The organism is Actinacidiphila sp. bgisy144 (assembly GCF_057708105.1).
In genome coordinates, this window is sequence record NZ_JBYIRM010000004.1 from 136,656 (window position 1) to 161,172 (window position 24,517).

At 74.0% G+C, this 24,517-nt stretch carries 17 protein-coding genes; 8 read left to right on the forward strand and 9 right to left on the reverse strand.

The features are described from left to right. Nucleotides 1–47 precede the first annotated feature (47 nt). Nucleotides 48–881, forward strand: a complete 834-nt coding sequence (locus tag AC3EVP_RS06320; protein WP_435127012.1) for an SDR family NAD(P)-dependent oxidoreductase — start codon at nucleotides 48–50, stop codon at nucleotides 879–881. A gap of 56 nt (nucleotides 882–937) precedes the next feature. Then, nucleotides 938–1,795 (forward strand): SMP-30/gluconolactonase/LRE family protein, encoded by an 858-nt coding sequence (locus AC3EVP_RS06325; protein ID WP_435127014.1) that lies wholly within the window; start codon nucleotides 938–940, stop codon nucleotides 1,793–1,795. Between the two features lie 36 nt (nucleotides 1,796–1,831). Here the strand turns inward: AC3EVP_RS06325 and AC3EVP_RS06330 are convergent, their stop codons facing one another. Continuing rightward, on the reverse strand, nucleotides 1,832–2,818 hold the full coding sequence (locus AC3EVP_RS06330; RefSeq protein ID WP_435127016.1) for an MASE1 domain-containing protein: 987 nt from the start codon (nucleotides 2,816–2,818) through the stop codon (nucleotides 1,832–1,834). 69 nt (nucleotides 2,819–2,887) lie between these two features. Then, nucleotides 2,888–3,718, reverse strand: a complete 831-nt coding sequence (locus AC3EVP_RS06335; protein WP_435127018.1) for a PP2C family protein-serine/threonine phosphatase — start codon at nucleotides 3,716–3,718, stop codon at nucleotides 2,888–2,890. A 224-nt stretch (nucleotides 3,719–3,942) separates the two neighbouring features. On the opposite strand from AC3EVP_RS06335, the gene AC3EVP_RS06340 reads away from it, so the two are divergent. Further along, entirely contained in the window at nucleotides 3,943–4,935 is a 993-nt protein-coding gene (locus AC3EVP_RS06340) for an NAD(P)-dependent oxidoreductase (protein ID WP_435127020.1), read from the forward strand. Here AC3EVP_RS06340 and AC3EVP_RS06345 read toward each other — a convergent pair. From AC3EVP_RS06345 to AC3EVP_RS06365, 5 genes are all read right to left on the reverse strand, one after another. Next, nucleotides 4,920–7,916: a glycoside hydrolase family 35 protein gene (locus AC3EVP_RS06345; protein WP_435127022.1), complete on the reverse strand. Its 2,997-nt coding sequence runs from the start codon at nucleotides 7,914–7,916 to the stop codon at nucleotides 4,920–4,922. The genes AC3EVP_RS06340 and AC3EVP_RS06345 overlap by 16 nt on opposite strands. A gap of 64 nt (nucleotides 7,917–7,980) precedes the next feature. Next, nucleotides 7,981–9,339 (reverse strand): right-handed parallel beta-helix repeat-containing protein, encoded by a 1,359-nt coding sequence (locus tag AC3EVP_RS06350; protein WP_335972435.1) that lies wholly within the window; start codon nucleotides 9,337–9,339, stop codon nucleotides 7,981–7,983. Nucleotides 9,340–9,364: 25 nt separating this feature from the next. Then, on the reverse strand, nucleotides 9,365–10,498 hold the full coding sequence (locus AC3EVP_RS06355; RefSeq protein ID WP_435127025.1) for a Gfo/Idh/MocA family protein: 1,134 nt from the start codon (nucleotides 10,496–10,498) through the stop codon (nucleotides 9,365–9,367). Nucleotides 10,499–10,579: 81 nt separating this feature from the next. After that, nucleotides 10,580–11,659 carry an SGNH/GDSL hydrolase family protein gene (locus AC3EVP_RS06360; protein ID WP_435127027.1) on the reverse strand — a complete coding sequence of 360 codons (1,080 nt, stop codon included), beginning with the start codon at nucleotides 11,657–11,659 and terminating at the stop codon, nucleotides 10,580–10,582. Between the two features lie 54 nt (nucleotides 11,660–11,713). Next, entirely contained in the window at nucleotides 11,714–14,446 is a 2,733-nt protein-coding gene (locus AC3EVP_RS06365) for an exo-rhamnogalacturonan lyase family protein (protein WP_435127029.1), read from the reverse strand. 669 nt (nucleotides 14,447–15,115) lie between these two features. On the opposite strand from AC3EVP_RS06365, the gene AC3EVP_RS06370 reads away from it, so the two are divergent. The 5 genes from AC3EVP_RS06370 (at nucleotide 15,116) to AC3EVP_RS06390 (ending at nucleotide 21,669) form a co-directional block, all read left to right on the forward strand. Continuing rightward, nucleotides 15,116–15,970, forward strand: coding sequence for an ABC transporter permease (locus AC3EVP_RS06370; protein ID WP_435127031.1), 855 nt, complete (start codon nucleotides 15,116–15,118; stop codon nucleotides 15,968–15,970). After that, entirely contained in the window at nucleotides 15,967–16,854 is an 888-nt protein-coding gene (locus tag AC3EVP_RS06375; protein WP_435127033.1) for a carbohydrate ABC transporter permease, read from the forward strand. The genes AC3EVP_RS06370 and AC3EVP_RS06375 overlap by 4 nt, the downstream gene beginning before the upstream one ends. A gap of 94 nt (nucleotides 16,855–16,948) precedes the next feature. After that, nucleotides 16,949–18,601, forward strand: a complete 1,653-nt coding sequence (locus AC3EVP_RS06380) for an extracellular solute-binding protein (RefSeq protein ID WP_435127035.1) — start codon at nucleotides 16,949–16,951, stop codon at nucleotides 18,599–18,601. Between the two features lie 46 nt (nucleotides 18,602–18,647). Further along, nucleotides 18,648–19,703, forward strand: a complete 1,056-nt coding sequence (locus AC3EVP_RS06385) for a LacI family DNA-binding transcriptional regulator (RefSeq protein WP_435127037.1) — start codon at nucleotides 18,648–18,650, stop codon at nucleotides 19,701–19,703. Nucleotides 19,704–19,719: 16 nt separating this feature from the next. After that, entirely contained in the window at nucleotides 19,720–21,669 is a 1,950-nt protein-coding gene (locus AC3EVP_RS06390; RefSeq protein ID WP_435127039.1) for a DUF2264 domain-containing protein, read from the forward strand. An 83-nt stretch (nucleotides 21,670–21,752) separates the two neighbouring features. Here the strand turns inward: AC3EVP_RS06390 and AC3EVP_RS06395 are convergent, their stop codons facing one another. Both AC3EVP_RS06395 and AC3EVP_RS06400 read right to left on the reverse strand, forming a co-directional pair. Next, nucleotides 21,753–23,330, reverse strand: coding sequence for a hypothetical protein (locus tag AC3EVP_RS06395; protein WP_435127041.1), 1,578 nt, complete (start codon nucleotides 23,328–23,330; stop codon nucleotides 21,753–21,755). Between the two features lie 429 nt (nucleotides 23,331–23,759). Then, nucleotides 23,760–24,515: an MOSC domain-containing protein gene (locus AC3EVP_RS06400; RefSeq protein WP_435127043.1), complete on the reverse strand. Its 756-nt coding sequence runs from the start codon at nucleotides 24,513–24,515 to the stop codon at nucleotides 23,760–23,762. Between the last annotated feature and the right edge of the window lie 2 nt (nucleotides 24,516–24,517).

The window sequence follows — 24,517 nt, forward strand, 5'->3', positions numbered from 1 at the left end:
AATCCATCGGGGCGAGAAGCCCGCACAGCGGCTGGGAGAGGTAACACATGGCTGAGGAACACGCCGGGCGCGTCGCGCTGGTGACCGGCGCTTCGAGCGGCATCGGCCGCGCCACCGCCGAACTGCTGGCCGCCCGCGGCGCCGCGGTCGCCGTCAGCGCGCTGGACGCCGCCGGCACCCGCGAGACGGTGGCGGCGATCACCGCCGCGGGCGGCCGCGCCCTGCCGGTCGTCGCCGACGTCGCCGACGGCGCGGCCGTCGCCGAGGCGGTGCGCCGCACCGTCGAGACCTACGGCGGGCTGGACGTCCTGGTGACCTCCGCGGGCGTCCAGCGCTACGGCACGGTCGCCGACACCGACGACAAGACGTGGGACGAGGTGTTCACGATCAACGTCAAGGGCGTCTTCCTGGCCGCCCGGGCCGCCCTGCCGCACCTGCGGCGCAGCACCTCCGGCGGCGCCGTCGTCGTGGTCTCCTCGGTGCAGGCGCGCGCCACGCAGGCCAACGTCGCCGCGTACGCCGCCGCCAAGGGCGCGCTGAACGCGCTGGTGCGCTCGATGGCCGTCGACGAGGGGCCCTTCGGGGTGCGCGTCAACGCGGTGTGCCCCGGCTCCGTCGACACCCCGATGCTGCGCCGCTCCGCGGAGCTGTTCAGCGACGGCTCCGACGCCTCCGTGCGGCGCCTGCTGGCGGAGTGGGGGCGGTCGCATCCGCTGGGCCGGGTCGCCGAGCCGCGGGAGGTCGCCGAGACCATCGCGTTCCTGGCCGGGACCCGCGCGGGCTTCGTCACCGGCGCCGACGTCCCGGTCGACGGCGGGTTGCTGTCGGCGCTCCCGGTGGCGCTGCCGCCGGCCGCCCCCGAAGCCCCCGCGGGCGCCTGAACCCCGCCCCCCGCCGCCACCCCGCACCCCGGACATGCCCCCTGGAGAGGACCCGGATGAACCCCCGTATCGAGGTCGCCGTCCCCGGCGCCGCCGCCGTCGGCGAGGGCCCGCACTGGGACGCGGCCACCGCGACCCTGTCCTGGGTGGACATCCCCGCGGGTGCCATCCACCGCGCCGCCGGGGCCGCCGGGGAGGTGCGCACGACGGTCCTGCCGGTCTCGGTGGGCGCCGCCGTGCCGAAGGCCTCCGGCGGCATGGTCGCCGCCACGGGGGAGGGCTTCGCCGACGTGGGGCCGGACGGCCGGTACGCGCCGCGGCCGCGCGTCCTGCCGCCGGGGCAGCGCATGAACGACGCCAAGTGCGACCCCGCCGGGCGGTTCTGGGCGGGGAGCACCGACCTGGACTTCGCCCCCGGGCAGGGCGCGCTCCACGTCCTGACCCCGGACGGGGCCGGCCACGTGGTGCTCACCGGGCTGACCCTGCCCAACGGCATGGCCTGGTCCCCGGACGGGCGCACGATGTACCTCGTCGACACCATGGCCGGCGAGCTCAACGCCTTCGACACCGACCCGGTAAGGCCCCGCCTCGCCCGCCGCCGCCTGCTGGCGGCGTTCACCGGCCGGGGCATCCCCGACGGCATGGCCCTGGACGCGGCCGGCTGCCTGTGGATCGCGATGTGGGGCGGCTTCCGCCTGCTGCGCGTGTCGCCCGACGGCGACGTCCTCGCCGAGGTCCCGCTGCCCGTCGAGCAGCCCGCCTCCTGCGCCTTCGGCGGCCCCGGCCTGGACGTCCTCTACGTCACCACCGCCCGCGAGGGCCTCGACCTGCCCCCCGGCGACATCGCCGGCTCCGTCCTGGCCGTGCGCGGCCTGGGCGTCACCGGCCTGCCCGCCGCGCGGTTCGCCGGCTGACGGGCGGACCACCGAGCCGGCAGACGGACCGGCAGATCACGCGGGCGGGTGGCGGGCGGGGGAGAGGCGGTCCTGGCGGGTCTCGCCGACGGAGAGGCGGTCGAGCACCTCGGCCAGCTCCTCGCAGGCGTGCTCCACCGACTGCCGGGTGCGGTACTGCTCGGTGATCACCGCGGACAGCAGCAGCGCGGTCAGCGCGGTCGTCCCGTTGAACGCCTGGAGCTTGACCATCACCTCGACGTGCGACAGGTGCCTGAACGGCCCGGCGCCCTCGGTGGCGGCCACCGTCGTCATGACCGACGCGAACAGCGCGCACAGCAGGCTTCCGGCGAACCGGAAGCGCAGCGCCGCCCAGATCAGCATCGGGTAGACCACGAAGAGCACGCTCAGGTCCGACCGGGTCGCCACCAGCACCGCCGCGCAGCCGATCACCGCCAGCGCCAGCGCCTCCTTCCAGCGGCGCAGGTCCGGGCGGGCGCGCGCCCCGACGACGAGCAGCAGCGCCGGCGTCACGATCAGCACCCCCATCGCGTCGCCGACCCACCAGGCCAGCCACACCGCCCAGAAGCCGCCCGCCTCCAGCTTGCCGGTGAGCACCAGCAGGCCCGTCCCGGCGGTCGAGCTGATCAGCATGGCGCCCAGCGCGCCCAGGAACACCAGCGCCAGGCCGTCCCGCAGCCGGCCGAGGTCGGTGCGGAAGCCGACCGCCCGCAGCAGCAGGCACGCGCAGACCGGGGCCGCGGTGTTGCCCGCCACCGTGCCGATCACGTCGGGCTGCGGCGGGTCGATCGAGCAGACCACCACCAGCGCGCCGATGGCGATGCCCGGCCACATCCGCAGCCCGTGGAGGAGGAGGGCGGCGACCGCGACACCGGTGGGCGGCCAGATGGGGGTCACCACGGCCCCGTCGACCTCCAGCCGCCGCAGCAGCCCGAGCCGGCCCGCCAGGAAGTAGCAGGCGACGACGGCCAGCGTCCGCACGGCGAACAGCCCGGCCCGCCGCAGCCGCGCGTCTGCCTCCACACCCTCCACCCCGCCATGAGACACCGGCCGCCCGCGGTCGGCCACGCGAGCGACCTCTCGACACCGCCGTCAGGTGGCCGCGGCGGGAGCGTCGTGGCCGACCACCAGCACCGCCGCGTCGTCCTCGTGGCCGACCGCCTCGGCCATGGCCACCACGCGCGAGGCCAGCGCGTCCACCGCGAGGCCGGTCAGCGCGGCCGTACGGGCCAGCTCCGCCACCCGCGCCAGGCCCTCGTCGAGGCTGAGCGACGGGCCCTCCACCACCCCGTCGGTGAGCAGCACGAAGACGCCGCCCTCCCGCAGCCGGTGCCGGGTCACCGGGAACGCGGCCCCCTCGACGATGCCCAGCGGCGGCCCGCCCTCGCCGGTGTCGATCCCCGAGCGGCCGTCCCCGGTCGCCCAGATGTGCGGCACATGGCCGGCCCGGGCGCTCTCCATGACGCCGGTGGCCGGGTCGAGCCGGATGAAGGTGCAGGTGGCGAAGAGGTCGCCGCCCAGCGCCTGGAGCAGGTCGTTGGTCCGCGCCAGCAGCTCACCGGGGTCCCCGCCAACCGAACCCAGGGCACGCAGGCCCACCCGGACCTGGCCCATGAAGGCGGCCGCCTCGATGTTGTGGCCCTGGACGTCGCCGATGGACAGCCCGATCCGGCCGTCGGCCATGGGGAAGGCGTCGTACCAGTCCCCGCCCACGTACAGGCCGTGGTTGGCGGGCGCGTACCGGACCGCGAGGCGCACGCCCGGGAAGGCGGGCAGTCGCCTCGGGAGCATGCCGCGCTGGAGGGCGACGGCCAGCTCGACCCGGGAGCGCTGCTGCTCGGCGAGCTCGTATGCGCGGGCGGTGAGCGAGCCGAGCCGCGCCAGCAGCTCGTCGCCGTCGTCCGCGGGGCCCCGGCGGGACACCGGTCACCCGCTTCTGACGCCGGTTCCCGCCGCCGATGCGACCTGGGAGCTGCTCGTACCGGTCATACCGGCCTCCTGGTTCGGCTCGGGCGCAGGGCGCGGACCCGACGCCATGGCCCGCTCCACGGTAGCGGGCGCGGCTGCCGGCCGCCTCCGAGCAGGCCCCGAGCAACGCCCGCGCGGCTCGCCCGAGCGGGCCCCCGCCGGCCCGGGCCCGGCGGTGCATGCCGCGGGCCACCGGATACGATCCCGGGATGTTGAAAGTGGGACTGATCGGTCTGGGGCGGATGGGCCGCCCGCTCTGCACGCGCCTGGCCCGCGCCGGCCACCCGGTGACCGCCTTCGACGCCCGGCCCGAGCGGAAGGCGGACGCCGAGCGGAGCGGAGCGCGCTGGCAGGACTCGGCGAAGGCGGCCGCCGCGGGCGCCGACGTCCTGGTCACGGTGCTGCCCGGCCCCGCCGACGTCGCCGCGGCGGTGGACGACGCGGTGCTGCGCGCCCTGGGCGCGGGCGGTATCTGGCTCGACATGTCCAGCAGCACCCCCGAGGCCGCCGCCGCGCTCCGCGACCTCGCCCGGCGGCACGGCGTCGACACCCTGGAGGCCCCGATCGGCGGCAGCCCGCAGGACGCCGCCGCCGGCCGGGCCCGGCTCTTCGTCGGCGCCGAGGAGGCGACCCTGACCCGGGTGCGCCCGCTGCTGGAGGCACTCACCGCACCCGACCTGCTCACCCGCGTCGGCGGCCCCGGCACCGGCTACGTCGCCAAACTCCTCGTCAACTCCCTGTGGTTCGGGCAGGCGGTGGCCACCGCCGAGGCACTGCTGCTCGGCAGCCGGGCCGGCATCGACCCGGCCCTGATGCGGGAGGTGCTGCTGGCGGGCCCGGCGGCCGGCGCCTTCACCCGCGACCACCTGCCGGCGCTCTTCGCCGGCGACTACCTCCCCTCGTACGAACTCGACCGCATCCACGACCAGTTGGCGGAGGTCACCGCCCTCGCCGGAGAGCTGGGCACCCCGCACACCGTGGCGGAGGCGGTGCGCGCGGTGCACCAGCGGGCCCTGGCGCGCTACGGCCCGGTGAACGGCGAACTCCTCGGCGTGGCGCTCCTGGAGGAGCAGGCCGGCCTCACCCTGCGCCCGGGCCGCCCGGACCATCCGGACCATCCGGGCAGCACGGACGGCCCGAGCGGCCCGGACGGCCGTCAGGAGCGGCGGTAGGACGGGGACGCGACGGTCTCCACCGGTGTGCCGCCGCGCGCGGCGGCGAGCAGCGTCAGGGCGGGCAGCGCGGGACCGGCCGGGCCGGTGCCGTCGGTGAGGACGGCCAGGGCGAGGGTGTTGGCACCGCGGGTGCGCAGGATGCCGTTGGGCAGGACGAAGGTGTGCTGCGGGCCGACGTCGTTGGCGTACTGGCCGATGTTCCAGCCGTTGAGGAAGATCTGCACCCGGTAGGCGCGGGCCGGGTCGTCGGTGAAGGCCAGGCCGATCGAGGCGTCGGTGGCGCCGTCGACGGCGAGGGTGAAGGCGGTGCGGTACCAGGCGACGCCCTGCCGGGTGTCGGTGTGCGGCAGGGTCACAGGCGACCACGCCCGGTCGGGGAAGCCGGGCAGGTGCCAGCCGTTGCGCTCCCCGTACAGCCCGCCGGTGTTGAGCGGGCCGCGTACGGCGTCGTAGCCGTCCGCGCCCTGGATGCGCCAGGTCAGGGGCGCGCCGTCCAGGGTGGCGGCGGTCAGGCCGCGGGCGGACTTGAAGGCGTCGTTGGCGCCGCCGTCCTCCTCGTGGCCCATCCGCCGGACCAGGACGGCGAGGGTGTGCGGGCCGCTGCCGCGCAGGTCGGCGGGGACGGTGAAGGCGGCCGTGTCCGACCAGGTGCCGGTGGTGACCTCCGCCTTGGCGGGCACCGGCATGCGGTGGGTGCCGAGCGGGCGGCCGTCCCACCAGGCCATCAGCAGGCCGAGGGTGCCGGTCTGGTAGGACAGCGCGATGTCCTGCGCGGTGCTCGCGTCCGCGACCTCCGCGCGGTACCAGACGTCGCCGTAGTGGAAGCCGTAGTCGTCGGCGAAGAGCACGGCGGGCTGCCCGGCCGGGACCGCGGTGGTGCTGTGACTGGCCGTCAGGTCGGCCACCCGCCAGGCGCTGTCGTCGAACGCGGCGGCGGACTCCGGGTTCTCCGCGGCGTACCGCCAGCCGGTGAGGGCCGGCAGGGACACCGCTGCCGGGCCCGGGAGCTGCCCGGTGGCGCTGAGGTCGCCGGAACCGGTGGTGGCGACCGGGATGTCCAGGCCGTTCCACGTCACGGCCTTGAGGACCCCGGGCGACCACACCTTCAGGCCGGTGGCCGCGGTGGTGTCGCCCGTCAGGTGCACGCTGCGGCCGGTGATCGCCGCGGTGCGCACCAGGGCCGGGCCGCTGACGAGGACCGAACCGGTGCCGGTGGTGCGCGGCCACAGGGTCGCCGCGGCGTCGTCGTCGGCCAGCAGCAGGACGAGCGGGGTGTCGTAGCCGCCGCCGTCGAGCCGGACGACGGTGAGCCCGGCGAGCGTCGCGTTGATCCGCAGCGTGCCGGACGCCGTGTCGTACGTGCTGGCGGCGGCCCCGTCGGTGACGGTGACGGTCGGGGCGTCCTTGCTCAGGACGACCACCTCGACGGGGTCGCCGGGGCGCCCGGTGAACACCGCGAGGTCGCGTGCGTCGCCGGAGGCGCGCCACATCGGCTGGGCGGTGGTGTAGAGCAGCGCGCGGCGGCCGAGCGAGACGTTCGCGGCCAGCAGCTTGCCGTCCTTCGCGCCGACCTTCAGCCCGCCGGAGGCGGCCGGCACCGTCACGGTGCCCGCGGCCGTCTCCACCGGCACCGTGCACGTCACGTCGGCACCGGTGTCGTTGCGCAGCAGGTACAGGTGCGAGCCGCGCTCGGGGTCGGTCAGGTGGTAGACGCGCACCGAGGAACTGCTCGCGGCGGTGTCCGCGGCGCGGTCGAGTACGGCGAGGTCGGGGAAGGCCGCGAGCAGCGCGCCCATCTGCTTCATCGGGGTGACCTTGGCCGTCAGCTGGCGGGCTTCGCTGATCGCCGCGCCGAAGTCGTACGAGGTGTAGACGACCGGGGCGGGCAGCCAGCCCCAGGAGGTGCCGCCGAACGTCATGTAGACGTTGTGGATCTTGATGCCGTTGGCGAGGTTCGTCAGGTAGAACCGCCGCTCGTAGGCCGGGTCGCGGGCCTTCCACGCCCCGGCGTACCCCTGGCCGGCGAACCCGGCGCCGCCCCACGCGTCGAACCAGCCGCCGCCGAACTCCGCGAGGAAGCCGGGCGTGTCGGGGCTCGCGGTCGCGCCGCCGGTGGCGCCGCCGGTGCCGAAGTAGCCCCAGTCCGGCGGGTTGCCGCTGGCGTAGCCGTCGAAGGCGTACAGGTAGCGGCCGGTCTCCCCGCCGGTGTCGAAGCTCCCGGGCACCCAGTCGCCGTTGCGGCCCTTGTCGTTGTGGAACAGCGGGATGTCGATGCCGTCGGCGCGCACCTTCGCGTACAGGTGCGCCATGTAGTCCTTGCCGGTGGCGGAGCCGACGTACGAGGCGTACTCGTTCTCCAGCTGGTAGAGCACCACGGTGCCGCCGCCGCGGGTGTACTGGCGCGGCGCGATGACCGCGTTCACCGCGGTCAGCCACTCGTCGGCGTACCGCAGGTAGACGGGGTCGTCGGTGCGCGCCTTGGCGGCGGTCGCGGTCAGCCAGCCGGGGTAGCCGCCCGCGTCCGTCTCGCCGTTGATGTACGGGCCGGGCCGCACGATGACGTACAGCCCGGTCTCTGCGGCCGTGTCCAGGAACTGCCCGAGGTCGCGCACGCCGGTGAAGTCGTAGTGGCCGGGGGCGGGGGAGTGGTAGCTCCAGTTCGCGTAGACCGACACCGCGTTGTAGCCGCTCGCGGCGAGCTTTTCGAGGATGTCGCGCCACAGCGACGGGCTGGGCAGCCGGAAGGGGTGCATCTCGCCGGACCAGACCGGTACGCGCTGCCCGTCGACCAGCAGCGAGTAGCGGTCGAAGGCGACCGTGTGGGCCGTGCCCTTGGCCGCGGCGGCCGGGGTGATGCCGCCGGCCGCGGAGCCGGAGCCGGAGCCGGAGCCGGAGGCGGCCTCGGCGGCGTGCGGGAGCGCCAGCGCGGCGGTCGCCGCCCCGGTGAGGGTGGTGAACGTACGTCGGGAAAGGGACACAGGTCCTCCTTGCGGACGGTCGGTCGAGCTCGGTCCGGGGTGCCGCCCGGGCGCGGCGGCGGGATCAGCGGGTCTCGAAGGCGCCCAGGTCCGGTGCCTCGCCCTTGTAGGGCAGCCCGACGTCGGTGCCCTGGTCGATCAGGTCGCTCGTCGCGGCCGGGCGCAGGTAGGGCAGCGTCGGCAGGCTGCCGTCCGAGTGGCGGGGCGCGTCCCAGCCGGTGGTCGAGACGCTCTGGAACTGCGCGTCCGACAGGGCCAGGCCGAGGTCCCAGGAGTTGTCGGCGGAGTCGGTGCCGGTCATGTTGGAGGTGAGGGTGCCGGTGTAGGCGACGTCGTTGCGCAGGGTGCCGAGGCCGGTGGCGGTGCCGTCGGGGGCCACACCGAGCATGTTGAAGTCGGGGTGGTTGCCGTAGCCGGTGTCGTTGAAGAAGTCGTCGGCGACGGTGTGGTGGTTGGCGTAGAAGCCGGCGGCCTTGTTGTCGAAGGCGACGGACTGGCGCACGGTGTGCTTGACGCCGCCGGTGACGTACTTCCCGCCGTAGCCGCCGGCCTTGAAGCCGTTGCCGTCGCCGGCGCTGGTGGCCGTGCCGGGGACGTACCCGTTGGACCAGGCCCAGGACTGCTCGATGGTCACCGACGACAGGGCGTTGATGAGGTCGAAGCCGTCGTCGGAGTTGTTCCAGGAGCGGTCGCCGCGGAAGACGTTGCCGGGGTTGCCGGCGGGGATGTGGGCGCCGAAGCCGTCGGCGTTGGTGCCCGGGCCGCTGGAGCTGTCCGCGTCGTAGTTGTCGTGGGAGTCGGTGTTCAGCACCAGGTTGCCGCCGCCGTCCTGGAGGAAGACGCCCGGGCCCATGATGTCGTGGACGTCGAGTTGCTCGTAGGTGTTGTCGCTGCCGGAGTTCCACACGCCCCACGACTCGTGGTTGAGGGTGTTGTTCTGCGGGACACCGGTGATCTCCAGGCCCTTGAGGTACAGCCAGCTGCCGGTGACGTCCAGGCCCTTGATCCGGCAGTCGTCGGTCATCTTCGAGAAGTCGAGGACCGGCCGCTCCCCCGGGTAGGCCCAGTAGCGGATCGGGCTGCCGGAGGTGCCGCTCTTGCTCAACGTGACCGCGTCGACCCGGGCGGTCTGGCTGGAGCAGGAGGTGGTGGCGTGGGTGTAGGCGTAGGTGCCGCCGCGGACGTACACGGTGTCGCCGGGCTGGGCGACGTCCTGCGCGTGCGCGAGGGACTGCCACGGCGCGCCTTTGGTGCCCGCGGCGCTGTCGTCGCCCGTGGGCGACACGTAGTAGACGGCGCCGGTCATCGGACGCGCGTGGCCCGGGGCGGGGCTGGCGGCGGCCGAGTCGGCGACGACGGCGATGACGCCGGCGATGACCGCGGAGGTCAGCAGGGCGCGGGCCGCGGTGCTGTTCGTCTTCATTCGCTCACTCCGGAATCGTGAAGTCCTACGAACGGGATACGGGCGCAAGCGCCCAGGGGGCGCCGGACTCGGCGAAGGTCGACAGGTGCTCGGCGGACGCCGCCACCGCCGCCTCGACGCCGACGACAAGGACGCGTGCCTCGTCGCCGCTGCCCGAACGCCGCAGCCAGGCGGGCGCGATGGGGCGCGGGTCGGGGGCGGTGCGCACCGCGTCGAGCACGCGCATGAAGCCGCCGCAGTCCGCCAGCGCCGATTGCAGCGGGACCCGGTCGTCGTCGAGGTGGTCCAACAGGTTGCGCAGCGGGGTGGCAGTGCCGTGCTCCTCCCGGACCCCGTCCAGGAAGAGCACGTCCTTCGTGTAGTGCAGTGCGGCCCGGCCCCGGGTGCCGTGGACCAGCAGCACCGGGTCGGAGGTGACCTCCGCGCAGAGCGTGACGGCGGCGCTGACGACAGTGCCGCGGCCGGTGCGCAGCCGGACGCATGACGTGTCGTCGGCCTGGATGTCGCGGGCCCGCAGCAGCTCCAGTTCGACCCCGGACACGTCGTCCCAGCCGGTGCTGTTGTCCAGGAACAGGGCGGTCGCGACCATGTGCGCGAAGGGGTTGGTCAGCGCGCCGTCCACCACCGGCACCCCGTCGACCTCCCGGCGGCCGGCCCACGCGGCGCGCCGGTAGTAGCCGTCCGGGCGGGACCAGGCGCCGTGGCCGCCGATGCCCCTGATCCGGCCGAGCGTGCCGTCGGCCATCAGCGCGCGCAGCCGGGCGGCCGCCCGCGACCCCAGGCTCTGGAAACCGGTCTGGCAGGCGCGGCCCGCCGACCGGCCCAGGGCGACCAGTTCCCGCCAGTCGTCCGCGGTGGGCAGCGGCGGCTTCTCCACCAGCAGGTGCGCGCCCGCGCCGAGCACCTGCCGGGCCAGCGGCAGATGGGTGTGGATGGGGGTGGCCACGATCCCGATGTCCGGCCGGACCCGGTCGAGCAGCCGGCCGAGGTCGGTGTCGAACGGCCGGTCCCCGGCGAGCCGCCGCCCCTCGCCGTCCAGCGGCCGTACATCGCAGACGCCGGCCAGCCGGACCGCGCCCGACGCCTCCAGCGCGGCGATCTCCGCGAGGTAGGTGCGTCCGTAGCCCGAGGCGCCGACGAGCACCACGTCCCTGGTCATCGTGTCCTCTTTCCTGTGGCCGGGCGCGGTGTGCGCCCGGCGGAGCGTGCCTGGCGGGTGCCGGGGCCGGCGGGCGTCCGGTCAGTTGTCGAGGAAGGCGGCGTCCGGCAGGTGGGCGGCGCGGATCTCGCCGGCCACCAGCCCGGCGATGGTGGCCGCGCCGCCGGCGTTGAAGTGGGTCTGGCTGCGGCCGGCGGGCAGGTCGGCGTAGAGCAGCCAGGAGGCGTCGGGGCCCAGTTGCTCCATCAGGGCCTGGCTGTCTGCGGTCAGGTCCAGCAGGGGGATGTCCTGCTGCTGGGCGATGTCGCGCATGACGGCGGGAAGGTCGACGCCGAGGCTGTTGACGATCCGCCCGGTGGGGGTGATCTTCCCGTCGGCGTCGAAGAGGTGCCGCACGGGCGGGGTGACCAGGACCGGCCGCGCGCCGCGGGAGCGTACGCCGTCGATGAGGGTCAGGAGGTTGGCGCGGTAGGTGTCCTCGGGGGTGGTCTTGTCGTTGTGGGCGAGCTGGATCAGCACCTCGTCGCCGGGCTGGATCTGCGGCTGGAGTGTGGCGAAGAGCGCCGGGCTCGACAGCCAGGAGACCGTACTGGAGCCGGAGACGGCCCAGTTGGCGACGTCGAGGCTGCCGTGGACGTACTGGGGCAGCTCCTGGGCCCAGCCGCGCTGGACGGTGGTGAGCCAGTCCGCGGCGGTGGAGTCGCTGATCACGTAGAGCCGCGGGGCGTGCGGGCGGGCGGTCACGCTCAGCGCGCTGACCGCGGGTGCGGTGCCGGTGAAGGTGAGTTGCAGGCCGGGGGTGCCGTCGCCCTCCTGGCCGTCGGGCATGCTCTCCGGGGTGCGGACGTCGACGGTCACGGTGCGGTGCGCGAGGTGGCCGGCGGTGGTGGCGACGGGGGCGAGGACGGTCCGGTTCGCCTCCACGTCCAGCCCGGTGTCGGCGGCCGCGGTACGGCTGCCGAGGGTGAGCTGTATCTCGTAGGCGCCGGGTGCCACGTCGAAGGAGCAGGTCAGGCCGGTGCCGTCGGTGCCCGGGGCGCAGTTCTGGGCGAGCTGGTCGGCAGGCCGCGGGGTGCCGGGGGCGGCGACGGCCGTGCCCGGGAGGGTGAGGACGGCGGAGGTGACCGCAACAGCGGCCAGCAGTCGGGTTCTACCGCGCATGGGATGTCCCTTTCGTACGGTCGGATGACTGGATACGGAGGACCGGACGGCCCGTCAGGGCGCCTGGTCCGGGGCGACGGCCAGCAGGGCGATGATCGCCAGGTTGCGCTGCGCGAGGTCGTTGGTGCTGAAGTCGGTCGACGGGATCTCGTCCACCCCGGCGAACACCGCCGGGCCGCCGACGTGCACCGGCGCGCCCCAGGGCTTGCCGCCGGCGTCGGCCGAGAACACGTCCCAGCCGCGCTGCTGCACCGCCGGCTCGCCGGTCTGCTCCCCGGCCCACGCGGTCATCCGCGAGTAGAAGACCGCGGGCGCGGAGGTGGTGAACTTGAAGCCGAAGTGTGCGGTGATCTCCGCCGCCGGCGCCTGGACGTAGCGGCAGAACTCCACGAGCTTCGCGCGGAACTCCGGCACGTCGACCAGGCCGGTGGTCTCCCACATGATCTGCTCGCCGCAGAAGACCATCGTCAGGTTGACCTTGCCCCAGTCGCCGCCGAGCCCCAGGTCGCTGATGTGGCCGGTGGCGGGGTCGAAGCCGACAGCGCCGCCCTGCTCGCCGGTGAACAGCCCGGCGGGCAGCTTCGCGATGTCCTCCATGCCGGTGGCGATGCGGTCGCGCCACCGGGTGTCGCCGGTGCGCTCCCACTCCGTGAGCCAGTTGCTGACCAGCGCGTACCAGTCCGGGCCGATCCGGATCACTGTCGGGACGCCCGCGGGGGTGTCCAGGTAGTCGCGCAGCGGCGGGTACGTCAGCAGCGTGGTGTCCAACTGGAGCGGCACCCGCATCGCGTCGCCGACGAACTCGTCCGCGGTGACGTAGTACATGAAGCGCTTGGTGTACGCCTCGGAGACCCGCGGCTCCTTGCCGCCGTCGGCGTAGTGCTGCACGTCATGGCGCGAACCGAGGCCGGCGAAGGGCCCGCTGCGGATCATGTCGGTCTCGGTGACGTGCCGGGTCATGGCCCGCGCGAGGTGGAAGGTCTGCGCGTCGCCGGTGCGCAGGAACTGGTACCACAGCGCCGCGTCCGAGCCGAGTTCGGCGTTGTCCCAGGCGAAGCCGCCGACGTCGTAGCGCCAGGTGTGCCGGTCGCTGTCGTAGGTGTGCATGATGTCGCCGTAGTTCCAGAAGCCGTACCACTGGCGCTGCTCGACCTGGCCGGCGTAGAACGCGACGCTGTCGGCGATCGAGTCCTCCAGCTTGGTGCGGCCCGGGGTGCTGCGGTCGGGCAGGCTCCAGCGGCCGAAGACGCCCGCGCCGTGGTAGGTCTCCGGGGCCGCCACCAGTTGCGGGCGGGCGGCCAGCGCGGTGGCGAGCACGGGGATGTCGTCGCGGGAGGGGGTGTGCTCCAGCGCCCACAGCTGCATGTCGGTGGACCGGGCCATGCCGGTGGACAGGCCGTAGCCGTAGCGGTCGTCCTCGTAGGCCAGGTCCAGGCCGTGGCTCGCGGTGTCGTAGGCGCGCAGGTCCATCGCCTCGCCGTGCGGCGACCACGACCACAGGGTGACGGTGGCGGCGTCGCCGGTCGCGCCGCGGATGTCGAGCGCGCGCGGGAACTGCTGCCAGAAGTCCCGCAGTCCGAAGCCGAGGCCGCCGCTGACCCCGCCGGCGAAGCCGAAGCCGGGCGCGCGGTCGGCGAAGCCGGCGTGCTTGAGCCAAGCGGACTTCTCCGAGGTGCGCTTCCACACCGCCGCCTGCGTCGCCGACTGCTGCACCAGGCTGAAGTCCCCCCACGCCGGCAGGTCCTGCCACTCGGTCTGGACGGTGGTCTGCCAGGTGCTGGTCGCCGGGGTCGCGGTGCCGGCGATCTGGGCGGCGCGCACATCCGTGCCCGGGTCGCGGCGCAGGCCGGTCAGCCCGACCACGGCCTCGCCCCACACGCCCTGGTCCGGCCCGGCGAACCGGATGTGCCGGTCGTAGGGCTCGTCGCTCATCGGCACGGCCAGCTCCAGCCCGATACCGCGGACGAAGTCCTTGGCCGGGTTGCCGTCCCAGACGAACTCGTGCATGGCCCGCAGCGACTCGTCGCCCGCGCCCAGGTAGACGCGCATCGTCCAGGGCAGCAGCGCGCGGCGGCCGGTGCCGTACTTCTTCGCGCCGTCCTGCCGGTAGCGGCCGGTCAGCTTCACCACGGCGCGCACCGGGCCGGACTGCTCGATCTCCGCGGTCTCGACCACGCCGGTCCAGGCGGTGTGCTTCGGGGCGTCGGTGTCCTCGGGCTTGTCCTGGAGCAGCAGCACCAGGCGCCCGTTCTCGGCGGACGTGCGGCCCGAGCGGGTGATCGAGGTGATCGCCAGCGGGCCGGTCAGCGCCAGGCGGATGTCCACCACGCCGTTGGCGAGCTTGATCTCCTTGCTGCCGCGGGTGGCGGTGACCTGCTGCTTCGGGGCGGCGGGCGTGCCAGGGGCCAGGTGGTAGCCGTCGGCGAGCGCGGTGGAGTCCACCGCGTGCCCGGTCCACTTCACGGTGCCGTCCGGCCAGTAGGCCAGCGGCCAGGACTGCACGGGCACCTGGGCGCCGCCGCTGTCGGTCAGCGCGAACGCGGTGTGCGCGGCGACCTGCCCCTTCGGCCAGGGCACGCCCCAGGCCGCGCCGGTCGTGGCGGCGGGGCGGCCGTCCAGCCAGTGCAGGTCGACCCCGCCGGCCGCGTCCTTGGCGGAGGCGGGCGACGGCGCGGCCGGCGGCGTGCCGGCGGCCGCCCGGCCGCCGGAGCCGAGCGCGAGAGCCGCCGCGGTGATCGACGCACCGCCGAGGAACGTGCGTCGGTTGAGTGGGGACCCCTCGGGCATGGACAGCCTCCAGTCAGGTCGGAACTGCGGGTACGGGTACGGCGGGAACGGGCGGCGGGGGAGCCGGGCCGGGAAGGACGCAGGTCGACGGCGAGGCCTCCGGGGGAGCGGAGGACGGGGTTGGGCCATGCGTCAGCAGAGGTGCGATCGATGAATCGTTCTAGGTGCGCTCATGAAGGCGTGTCAAGACATTGCGCAGAGTCCACAGGCCGGCCCCACTGTCGGCCCCGGTCCGGTGCGGCCGTATACAACCGGCTCTGAACTGGCCTTCTCCGGGCTCTCCGGGCCTGCCGCGGCGGGATAATCCCGCTCGGCGGTCGCGGTGGGCCCGGCGGCCGGTGGGCGCCGGGCGTCCGACGGCGGTCGGAACCGGCTCCCGGCTCGATACGGCATGAACCGATTCAGTGCTGATAACGCGTCAACTCATGACAAACCGTGCGCGCGGCCGCCGAGGATATCGGCGATGTGTGTCAGAACCGTTGACGCCAGGTGTGGAAACGTTTTAACTACCGCTCACCCAGCACCCGATGGTGAGGAGGCGCCGTGGCGGCGCTGATACGGGAGCTCCCTGGAAAGACGGCGTCCGAGGACGGTCGTGGTCGTACGCCGGGGGCTCCGACGGAACGAAAAGGTTTTCGCAAGCGGCGCAGTTGGGCGCTGCTTGCCCTGATGGTGCCGGGGCTCGCCTACTTCCTGGTGTTCCAGTACGGGGCCCTGGTCGTCAACGTGGTCGCGTTCAAGGACTACGTGCCCTTCGCCGGCCTGTGGGGCAGTCCGTGGAACGGCGTCACCAACTTCCAGCAGCTCTTCCAGGACGACGCGTTCTGGCACGCGGTCTTCAACACCGCCTGGATCGCGCTGCTCCAGCTGGTCTTCTACTTCCCCGTCCCCCTGGCGCTCGCGCTGCTGCTGCACAGCCTGACGTGGAGCACGGTGCGGCGGTTCGTGCAGTCGGTGGTGTACCTGCCGCACTTCATCTCGTGGGTGATCGTGGTGGCGATGTTCCAGCAGGTGCTGGGCGGCACCGGGATGCTCAACGGCTACCTCGGCGACGCGGGCCTGCACACCGTCGACATCATCGGGAACCCCGACGCGTTCAAGCCGCTGCTGATCGCCCAGGTGATCTGGAAGGACACCGGCTGGGGCACCATCATCTTCCTCGCCGCGCTCTCCCAGGTCGACGAGCAGCTGTACGAGGCGTCCGCGATCGACGGGGCCGGCCCGTGGCGCCGCTTCTGGCACGTCACCCTGCCCGCGATCCGCCCGGTGGTGGTGCTGCTGCTCATCATGCGGCTGGGCGACATCCTCTCGGTCGGCTTCGAGCAGATGCTGCTCCAGCGCGACGCGGTCGGCCCGCAGGCCGCGGAGGTCATCGACACCTTCGTCTACTACAAGGGCATCGTGGGCGGCGACTACGGACTGGCCGTCGCCGCGGGCCTGTTCAAGGGCGTGGTCGGCGCCGTCCTGGTCTACGCGGCGAACAAGATCGCCCACCGGCTGGGCGAACAGGGGGTCTACAAGTGAGCGCGAACGTCCGGCCGGGCTGGATGGAGAAGCCGAAGCCCGTCACCCAGTCCGCGAAGGCCGTGGCCCTCGTGGTGGTCGTGGCCCTGGTCTGCGTGCCCTTCCTCGTGGTGGTGTCCACCTCGCTCGCCTCGCAGCGGGAGGTCGTCGCGAACGGCGGCTGGGTGCTGTGGCCCCAGCACCCGAACCTCAAGGCCTACCACGACATCCTCCAGGGCGGCATCGTCACCCACGCCCTGGCCGTCAGCATCGGCGTCACCGTCATCGGCACCGCGCTGAGCCTGCTGTGCACGGTGGGCCTGGCCTACGCGCTGGCCCGCCCCAAGGTCATCGGCGGGCGGCCGGTGCTGCTGCTGATCCTGTTCACCTTCCTCTTCCCGCCCGGCATGATCCCCAGCTTCCTGCTCGTGAAGAACCTGGGCCTGCTCAACAGCTACTCCTCGCTGATCCTTCCGCTGCTGGTCAACGTCTTCAACCTGATCGTGCTGCGCGGCTTCTTCCAGGGCATCCCCGAGGAACTGTACGAGGCCGCCCGGCTCGACGGGGCCGGCGACCTGCGGGTGCTGTGGACGATCGTGCTGCCGCTGTCCAAGGCCGCGCTCGCCGTCGTCGGGCTGTTCTACGCCGTGTCGTACTGGAACTCCTGGTTCTACGCCTCGCTGTACCTCAACAGCGACCACTGGCCGCTCCAGCAGGTGCTGCGCACCTATGTCGTGGCCGGCACCGGCCTGACCGACCAGACGCTGGGCGACGGCACGGTCAACGCGCCGCAGACGATCCAGATGGCAGTCGTGGTGCTCGCCACCGTGCCGATCCTGCTGGCCTACCCCTTCCTCCAGAAGTACTTCACCAAGGGCGTGCTCACCGGCGCCATCAAGAGCTGACCTCCTGCCCGGTACCTGCTCAGCACCGGCCCGGCACCCGCCCGGCAACCGCCCGCCACCCGCTCGGCCGCACCGACCCGAAAGGCCACCTCCCATGCCCAGAATGTCCCGGCGCACCCTGCTGCGCTCCATCGCCGCCGGCGGCGCCGCGGTGTCCGTCCCCGGACTGCTGTCGGCCTGCACCTCCTCCGACGCCGCCGGCGGCAACGTCTCCAACGTCGGCAAGAAGCTGGCGCCCTGGCCCACCTACCGCCCGGCGGCCGGCCCCACCCCGGACCTCGCTCCGACCTCCGCGGGCGTCCAGGCCGGCTTCACCGCCTACCCGTCGAACCTGACCAGCTCCGTGGCCCGCACCCCCGGCGACGGGTCGACCATCAAGGTCATGTCCGTCACCTTCGGCACCCCGCCCAAGTCCGAGGCGGGCAACCAGTACTGGAAGGCCGTGGAGAAGGCCCTCGGGGTGAAGATCGAGTACACGGTCATCCCGACGGACGACTACCAGGCCAAGATGGCCACGGTGATGGCCCAGGACAGCGGCTCGCTGCCGGACATCATCAACATGTTCTCCGGGTTCGTCCTGCCCCGGGAGGCGCAGTTCGTGCAGGCCCGCGCCGAGGACCTGACCCCGTACCTGTCCGGCGACGCCGTCAGAGCCTACCCCAACCTCGCCGGCATCCCCGCCCAGGCATGGCACGACATGGGCCGGATCAGCGGCCGGATCTACGGCATCCCGCTGGAGCGGCCCGTACCCGGCTCGACCCTGTGGATCAACCAGGGCGAGTTCACCGCCGCCGGGATGCAGGACGGCTGGACGTCGAACGACTTCACCGCCGTGGCGAAGAAGGCCACCAGCGGCAAGAAGTACGCCCTCGGTTCGGCGAAGGGCTCCGACTTCAACTACAACGTGCACTCCGCGGCCCACAACGTGCCGCAGGGCTGGGCGGTGGACGCCAAGGGCGCCTTCCACGCCGGCTACGCCGACGAGCGCTTCAAGGCCGCCGTCGCCTACCAGGCGCAGCTGCGCAAGAGCGGCTACTACCACCCCGACTCCACGTCCCTGTCCACCTCCGACGCCTACACCCTGATGCTGAACGGCACCATCGGCTCCCTCCAGAACGGCTTCGGCAACTACACGGCCGTGTACCCCGACTCCAAGGGCCTGCTCACCCCGGCACCCGCGCTGCCCTACAGCGTGGACGGCACCCCCGGCGGCATCGTCGCCGCCCGCCGCTCCTTCGGCTACACCATCCTGAAGAAGGCGGGCAAGGAGCGCATCCAGCTGCTGCTGCGCGTCCTGGACTACCTCGCCGCCCCGTTCGGCACCAAGGAGTACGAACTCACCCACTACGGCGTGGAGGGCGTCCACTTCACCCGCGGCAAGGACGGCTCCCCGCTGCCCACCAAGCTCGGCCAGGTCGAGAACATCACCAACCTGCCCTTCCGCTACCTCGCCGAGGGCCCCCAGGTGCTGTTCCTGCCCGGCTTCCCCGACGCGACCAAGGCCCTGCACGCCTGGCAGCAGAAGGTGGTGCCGGTCGCCATCCGCGACGCCTCCTACGGACTCCAGTCCGCCACCTTCAACTCCCAGGGCACCACGCTCAAAGCCGACATGGACGACACCATCACCTCCGTCATCGCCGGCCGCGAGCCGCTGTCCGCGCTGGACGGCGCGATCAGCAAGTGGCGCTCGGGAGGCGGCGACAGAATGGCGGACGAATACGCCAAGGAACACGCCTCGAACACGTGAGGCGGCAATGGCGTACACGGCAGCGCGGGGAAGAGGCAGGAGCAGCATGGCGGCGAATCGACGGGTCACCATCCGGGACGTGGCGCAGCGGGCGGGAGTGTCGGTCGCCACCGCCTCCCGGGTGCTCAGCGGCAACTACCCCGTGCCGCAGGCGACCCGGGCGAAGGTGATGCGAGCCGCCCAGGCCCTGGACTACGTCGCCAACGCCCACGCCCGCGCGCTGGTCGGCGGCGGCCGCAAGATGGTCGCCGTCCTCGTCCGCCAGGTCACCAGCCCCTTCTACGCGCACGTCGCCGAAGGCGTCGAGGCCGAGGCGGCCGCCCACGGCTGGCTGTGCCTGGTCGGCCAGACCGGCGGCGAGCCGCAGCGCGAACTCGCCTTCATGCAGCTGATGCGCGAGGAGGGCGCCCGGCTGGTGGTCCTGGTCGGCGGCGTCGTCGAGGACGACGACTACCGCGAGCGCGTCGCCCAGTACGCCCACGCCCTGGACGGCGCCGGCGCCCGGCTCGTGCTGTGCGGGCGCCCGGCCCCCAGCCCCGACATCCCCGCCCTGGTCGTCGACTTCGACAACGAGGCCGGCGCCCGTGCGATCACCAGCCACCTGCTGTCCGCCGGCCACCGCAGAATCGTCTTCCTCGGCGGCCTGCCCGGCAACACCGCGCTGGACGCCCGCGTCGCCGGCTACCGCGCCGCGCTGGCCGAGCACCGGCTGCCCGCGCAGGCCGCGCACGTGGTCGACTGCGGCCTCGGCCGCGCCAACGGACAGCGCGCCATGGCCGAACTCCTCAAGGCGGGACCGCACTTCACCGCCGTCTTCGCCGGGGACGACATGGTCGCCGCCGGCGCCCTGCGCGCCATCGCCGACGCCGGCCTGCGCGTCCCCGACGACATCTCCGTCGTCGGCTACAACGACATCCCGCTGGCCGCCGACTTCAACCCGCCGCTCACCACGGTCCGCACCCCCGCCGAGGAACTGGGCCGCGAGGCCGTGCGCATCGCCCTGCGCTCGCCCGAGGACTCCCCGAGCACCCACCACGTGCTCGGCACACACATCGTCGTACGCGAAAGCGTCGCCGCGCCCCCACCGGAGCGCACCCCATGAAAGGGCCCGAACCGGCATGACCGCGCCGCACCTCCTGGCCGACTCCCCCCAGCAACCGCCCCTGGACCCGGGCCTGTCGCCGTACACCGGCTACACCCGCGCCCACTGGGAGGCGGCCGCCGACCGCATGCTGGCCGCACTGCTCCCGTACGCCTCACCCCACCGGGCGCAGTACCGGCTCCCGGGCCGCGCCAGCCACTCCGGCGCCTGGTCGGACGGGCTCGAAGGCTACGCCCGGTCCTTCACCCTCGCCGCCTGCCGCATCGCCGGCGCCGCCGGGCAGGACCAGCCCGGTACCACCCACATCCAGGACCTCATCGCACGCTACGCCGCGGGCCTGGCCGCCGGCACCGACCCCGCCGACCCCGAGCACTGGCCCCCCGTCACCGACCGCGCCCAGTCCATGGTCGAGGCCGCCGCGATCGCCATCGCCCTGCACGAGACCCGCCCGTGGATCTGGGACGCCCTGCCCGAACCGGTCCGCCAGCGCACCGCCGCCTGGCTGGGCGGATTCGTCGGCGCCAAGCCCAACGACTCCAACTGGCGGCTCTTCCAGGTCGTCACCGAGGAGTTCCTCGCCTCCGTCGGCGCCCCGCACCGCCGCGCCGAGATCGACGCCGGCCTGTCCCGCCTCGACGACTGGTACCGCGGCGACGGCTGGTACACCGACGGCGACGGCCAGAAGTTCGACTACTACAACGCCTGGACCCTGCACCTGTACCCCGTGCTGTGGGCCCGCATCGCCGGGCCGCGCGCCGACGGCATGCTGGTCGCCGCCCACCGCGAACGGCTGCGCCGCTTCCTCGAAGACCATCAGTACTTCTTCGGCGCCGACGGCGCTCCCGTCCACCAGGGCCGCTCCCTGACCTACCGGTTCGCCGCGGCCGCCCCGCTGTGGGCCGGGGTACTGGCCGACGCCACCCCGCTGCCTCCCGGCCGTACCCGCCGGCTGGCCTCCGGGACGCTGAAGCACTTCGCCGACCACGGTGTGCCCGACGCGGAAGGGCTGCTGCGGCTGGGCTGGTACGGCCCCTACCTCCCTGTCACCCAGCCCTACTCCGGCCCCGCCTCGCCGTACTGGGCGAACAAGGCGTTCCTCGGCCTGCTGCTGCCCGCCGACCACCCGGTGTGGACCGCGCCGGAGGAGCCCGGCCCGGTCGAGACCGCGGACCGCCACCTCGCCCTGCCCGGCCCGGGCTGGCTGCTGCACTCCACCGCCGCCGACGGCATCGTCCGCCTGGTCAACCACGGCAGCGACCACCAGTCGCCGACCTCCGCGATCCAGGACGACCCGCACTACAACCGCTTCGCGTACTCCACGGCCACCGCGCCCGACACACCCCCCGACGACACGGCCGCCGGCCCCGACAACCAGATCACCCTGCTCGACGCGCCCGGCCGCTTCGCCCGCGGCCGTATCCACCGCCTCTTCACCGAGGGCCGGCGTGCCGGTTCCTGGCACACCCGCCCGTCCGCGGACAACGGCGAGCACGCCCGCATCACCACCGTCAGCGTCGCCCACGGCCCCTGGGAGGTACGGGTCCACCGGGTCGAGGCGCCCGCAGGCGCGCACCTGCGTGAAGGCGGCTGGGCCGTGGCCGACGACACCGCGCCGCCCGTCGCGCAGGCCGGCCCCGGCTGGGCGCTCGCCCGCCGCCGCGACGGCCTGACCAGCCTGCTCGTCGGCCTGCTCGGCTGGGACGGCGAACCGCCCGGCGGCCAGGGGTCTGTCGCCACCGCCGTGGGCCACAACGCCTACGGCCGCCACTCGGCGACGCCGCTGCTGACCGCGCGCCACCCCGGCGGCACCCGCCTGCTGGCCACGCTGGTGGTCCTCAGCGCCGACCCCGGCCTCCACGGCGGGCCGCAACCGCAGCACACCGGGGCGAGCGCCGTCCGCACCGCCGACGGCGCCGTCCGGGTCGTCTTCCCCGACGGCACGACCGAGGACGTGCCGACGGCCTGAGCATTGGCCCGGACGCCCCCGGGCCCGGACGCCGCCGGGCCCGGACGCGCCCGGCGGCGTCCGGACCTTCCCAAGACGCGAGGTCACGCCGAGGACAGCTGCTCGCCGATCTCCTTGATCCAGGCGGCGGTCTTCGCCGGGTCGTCGAGGGTCTGCGCCCACGCGTCCGGGTCCAGCTTCTGGTCGGCCGGGCCCGCCTTCAGGGCGACCAGCAAGGACCTCGCCGACGCCCGCATCTCCGGCGCGGTGTCGCCGCTGCCCCGGATCTGCGGGCCCGCCGCCAGGGCGTAGATCTTCCGCGCCATGGCCTGGCGCTCGCCGCCCGTCACCTTCTTCCAGAACTTCAGCGCCTCCTTCAGGGCGTCCTCGCGGGAGGCGGGCGCCGCCGTCCGAGCACCCTCCTCCGCCCAGCGCTCGGGGTGCCGCGCCCCGTCGTACCGCTTCTTGCCCGCCCGGCCCGCCTTGTAGGCGGTCACCCCGAGGATCAGCCCGGCCGCGCCCGCGGCCAGGCCCCAGCCGACCGGGTTGCTCGCCAGGCCCGCGCCGCCCGCGGTCGCCGCGACCGCGGTCACGATGCCGCCGGCGGCCTTGGTGGACTCGCCGACCGCGGTCAGCGCCTGCTTGCCGAACTTGTGGCGCTGCTTGCCCTTGGCGTAGGAGAGCACGTCGTCCATGGTGTTGACGTCCTGGGCCCGCTGGTAGTCCCGGGCGGCGTCGCGCGCGTCGCCCATCGCCCCCCAGGCGGTGTCGATGGCGTCGCCCAGCCGGTCCGCCAGGTCGTCGCCGCCCACGTCCCACTGGGCGTCCAGCGCGACGTACGCCTCGGCCGCGGCCCACTCGGCGTTCTGCTTCGCCTGGCTGAGCTGCGCCAGCGCCTCGTCGGGGGTCCGCGCGGGCTTCTCGATCTTCTTCAGGGCGCGGTACTTGCGGGCCGTCAGCCCGGTGCGGCGCGCCGCGCGCGCCCCCTTGACCGCGCCCATGACGCCGGAGCCGATGCCGCCGGCCTCGGCCACGCTCGCGGCGTGCAGCGCGTGCTCGGCCTTGGTCAGCTCCTTGGCGGAACTCAGCGCGTTGGCCGCGGAACTGGCCGCGTTGATGACCGCCTCCGACGCCTTCGACCGGAACTTCTTGGCCGCCCCGTGGTGGGCCGCCCCGGTCCGGTGCTTCTTCAGGTCCTGCCGTGCCTTGGACGCCTCCAGGCCGTTGAGCGCCGCGCCGATGCCCTCGGCGACCATGCTCTCCGCGCCGGCCGCGCCGCCCGAGGACGCCGCGTTGTGCTTCAGGCCGTCGTCGACGGTGGCGGCGGCGTGCTGGGAGAAGCCCGCGTTCGCCGGCACCTGCACGTTCTTGACGAAGGTGTCGAGGAACTCGAAGTTCTTCTTCAGCTTGTCGAGGATCTCGGTGATCCGCTCCCGGTACCGGTGCGGCCGGGCGGCCGCGGCGGGCGCGGCGCCGTCGGCCGGGGCCGGGCCGCCGGTGCGGGCGCGCTGCACCGCCGCCACCGCGGCGCGGTTGCCGGCGCGGGACTGGATCTCCAGCAGTGCGCGCTGCGCCGCGTTGCCCGGCAGGGCTGCCGGCCGGCCGCCGTCCTGCCGCCGCCGGTCCCAGGACACCGGCGCCCCGGGCTGACGTGCGGGTATGCGGTGGAGCGGGGTGCTCATCGATGGTGCGCCTCTCCTGTGCCGGACCGGGCCGCCTGGGACGGTAGCCGCGCAAAGCGAACGGAAAGGGTGCCGCGGGGAAACGCTGCCCCTCGGTTCACCTGCAACTACCGCCGCCAGTCGGGCAGTTGCGCGCCAGCCGGCCCGGCCGGGCTCAGCTGCCGGCGCGGCGGCGGGGCCGGCGCCGAGGGAGAAGACGTCGTCGTCGACGGCCACCGACGCCGGCTGCCGCGCGTCCTGCGGGAAGCCCTTCTCCAGGTAGGCGGGGACGAGGTCGGCGCCGTCGCCGCGGGTCGAGGCGACCGGCACGATGCCCCGCGTGAGCAGCGCGTCGGCCTGCCCGGTGAGCGCTCGGGGGCGTCCACCTGATGTGGCTGCTGTGGCGCCGGGAGTGACGCCCCCGAGGCGGAGAAAGCCGGGCCGGGGCCCTTACGCGGACAGCCACGCCTTGTCGCCCGCGCGGACGGTGCCGGGGGTGACGACCTTGGCGTAGACGCCCGCGTGCATGGCCGTCGCGCGGTAGAGGGCCTTGAGGATGCGGCCGTCGTAGGGCATGCCGTCCCGGTCGTGGTTGACCATCACGCACCGCTCGGTGGGTTCCACGACCGTGAACCGCGCCGTGCCGATGGAGAGCGACCGGCCGACCCACGCGTCCTCCACCGGCCCGGGCGGATCGTCCACGTCCAGCAGCAGGTTCGGCCGGAAGCGCCGCTCGTCGACGTCCGAACCGGCCAGCAGGCCGCGTACGTACGCCACCGTCGCCGTCGTCAGCAGGTGCACGATGCCCGGGCCCGCGTCCAGCAGGGAGACCCCCGCCTCCCGGGCGAGGGTCACCTCCCGGCCGAGCGCGTCGGACAGCGCCCGGTGGATGCCGTCCGCGTCGCCCCGCCGGCGGGTGCCGTCGGGGAAGACCACGCACGGCACCGCCGCGCCGGGCCCGGCCTGCCCGTCCGGCTCGCCGCCCTCCTCGTAGCAGGCGGAGAAGTACCGCAGGCCCTCCACCGTCCGGAACCGCGGGGTGTGCTTGCCCGCGCCGTGCTTGCCGTCGGCGAAGCGCACCGCCCACAGCCGGTCGCCGGCCACCCCCCGCTCGTCGAACACCAGGGACGGAAGGCGCTCGCCCAGCATCGACTTGACCGGGAAGCGGCGCAGCAGCGCGACCGAGCCGACCACCTCCGGCGCCACGC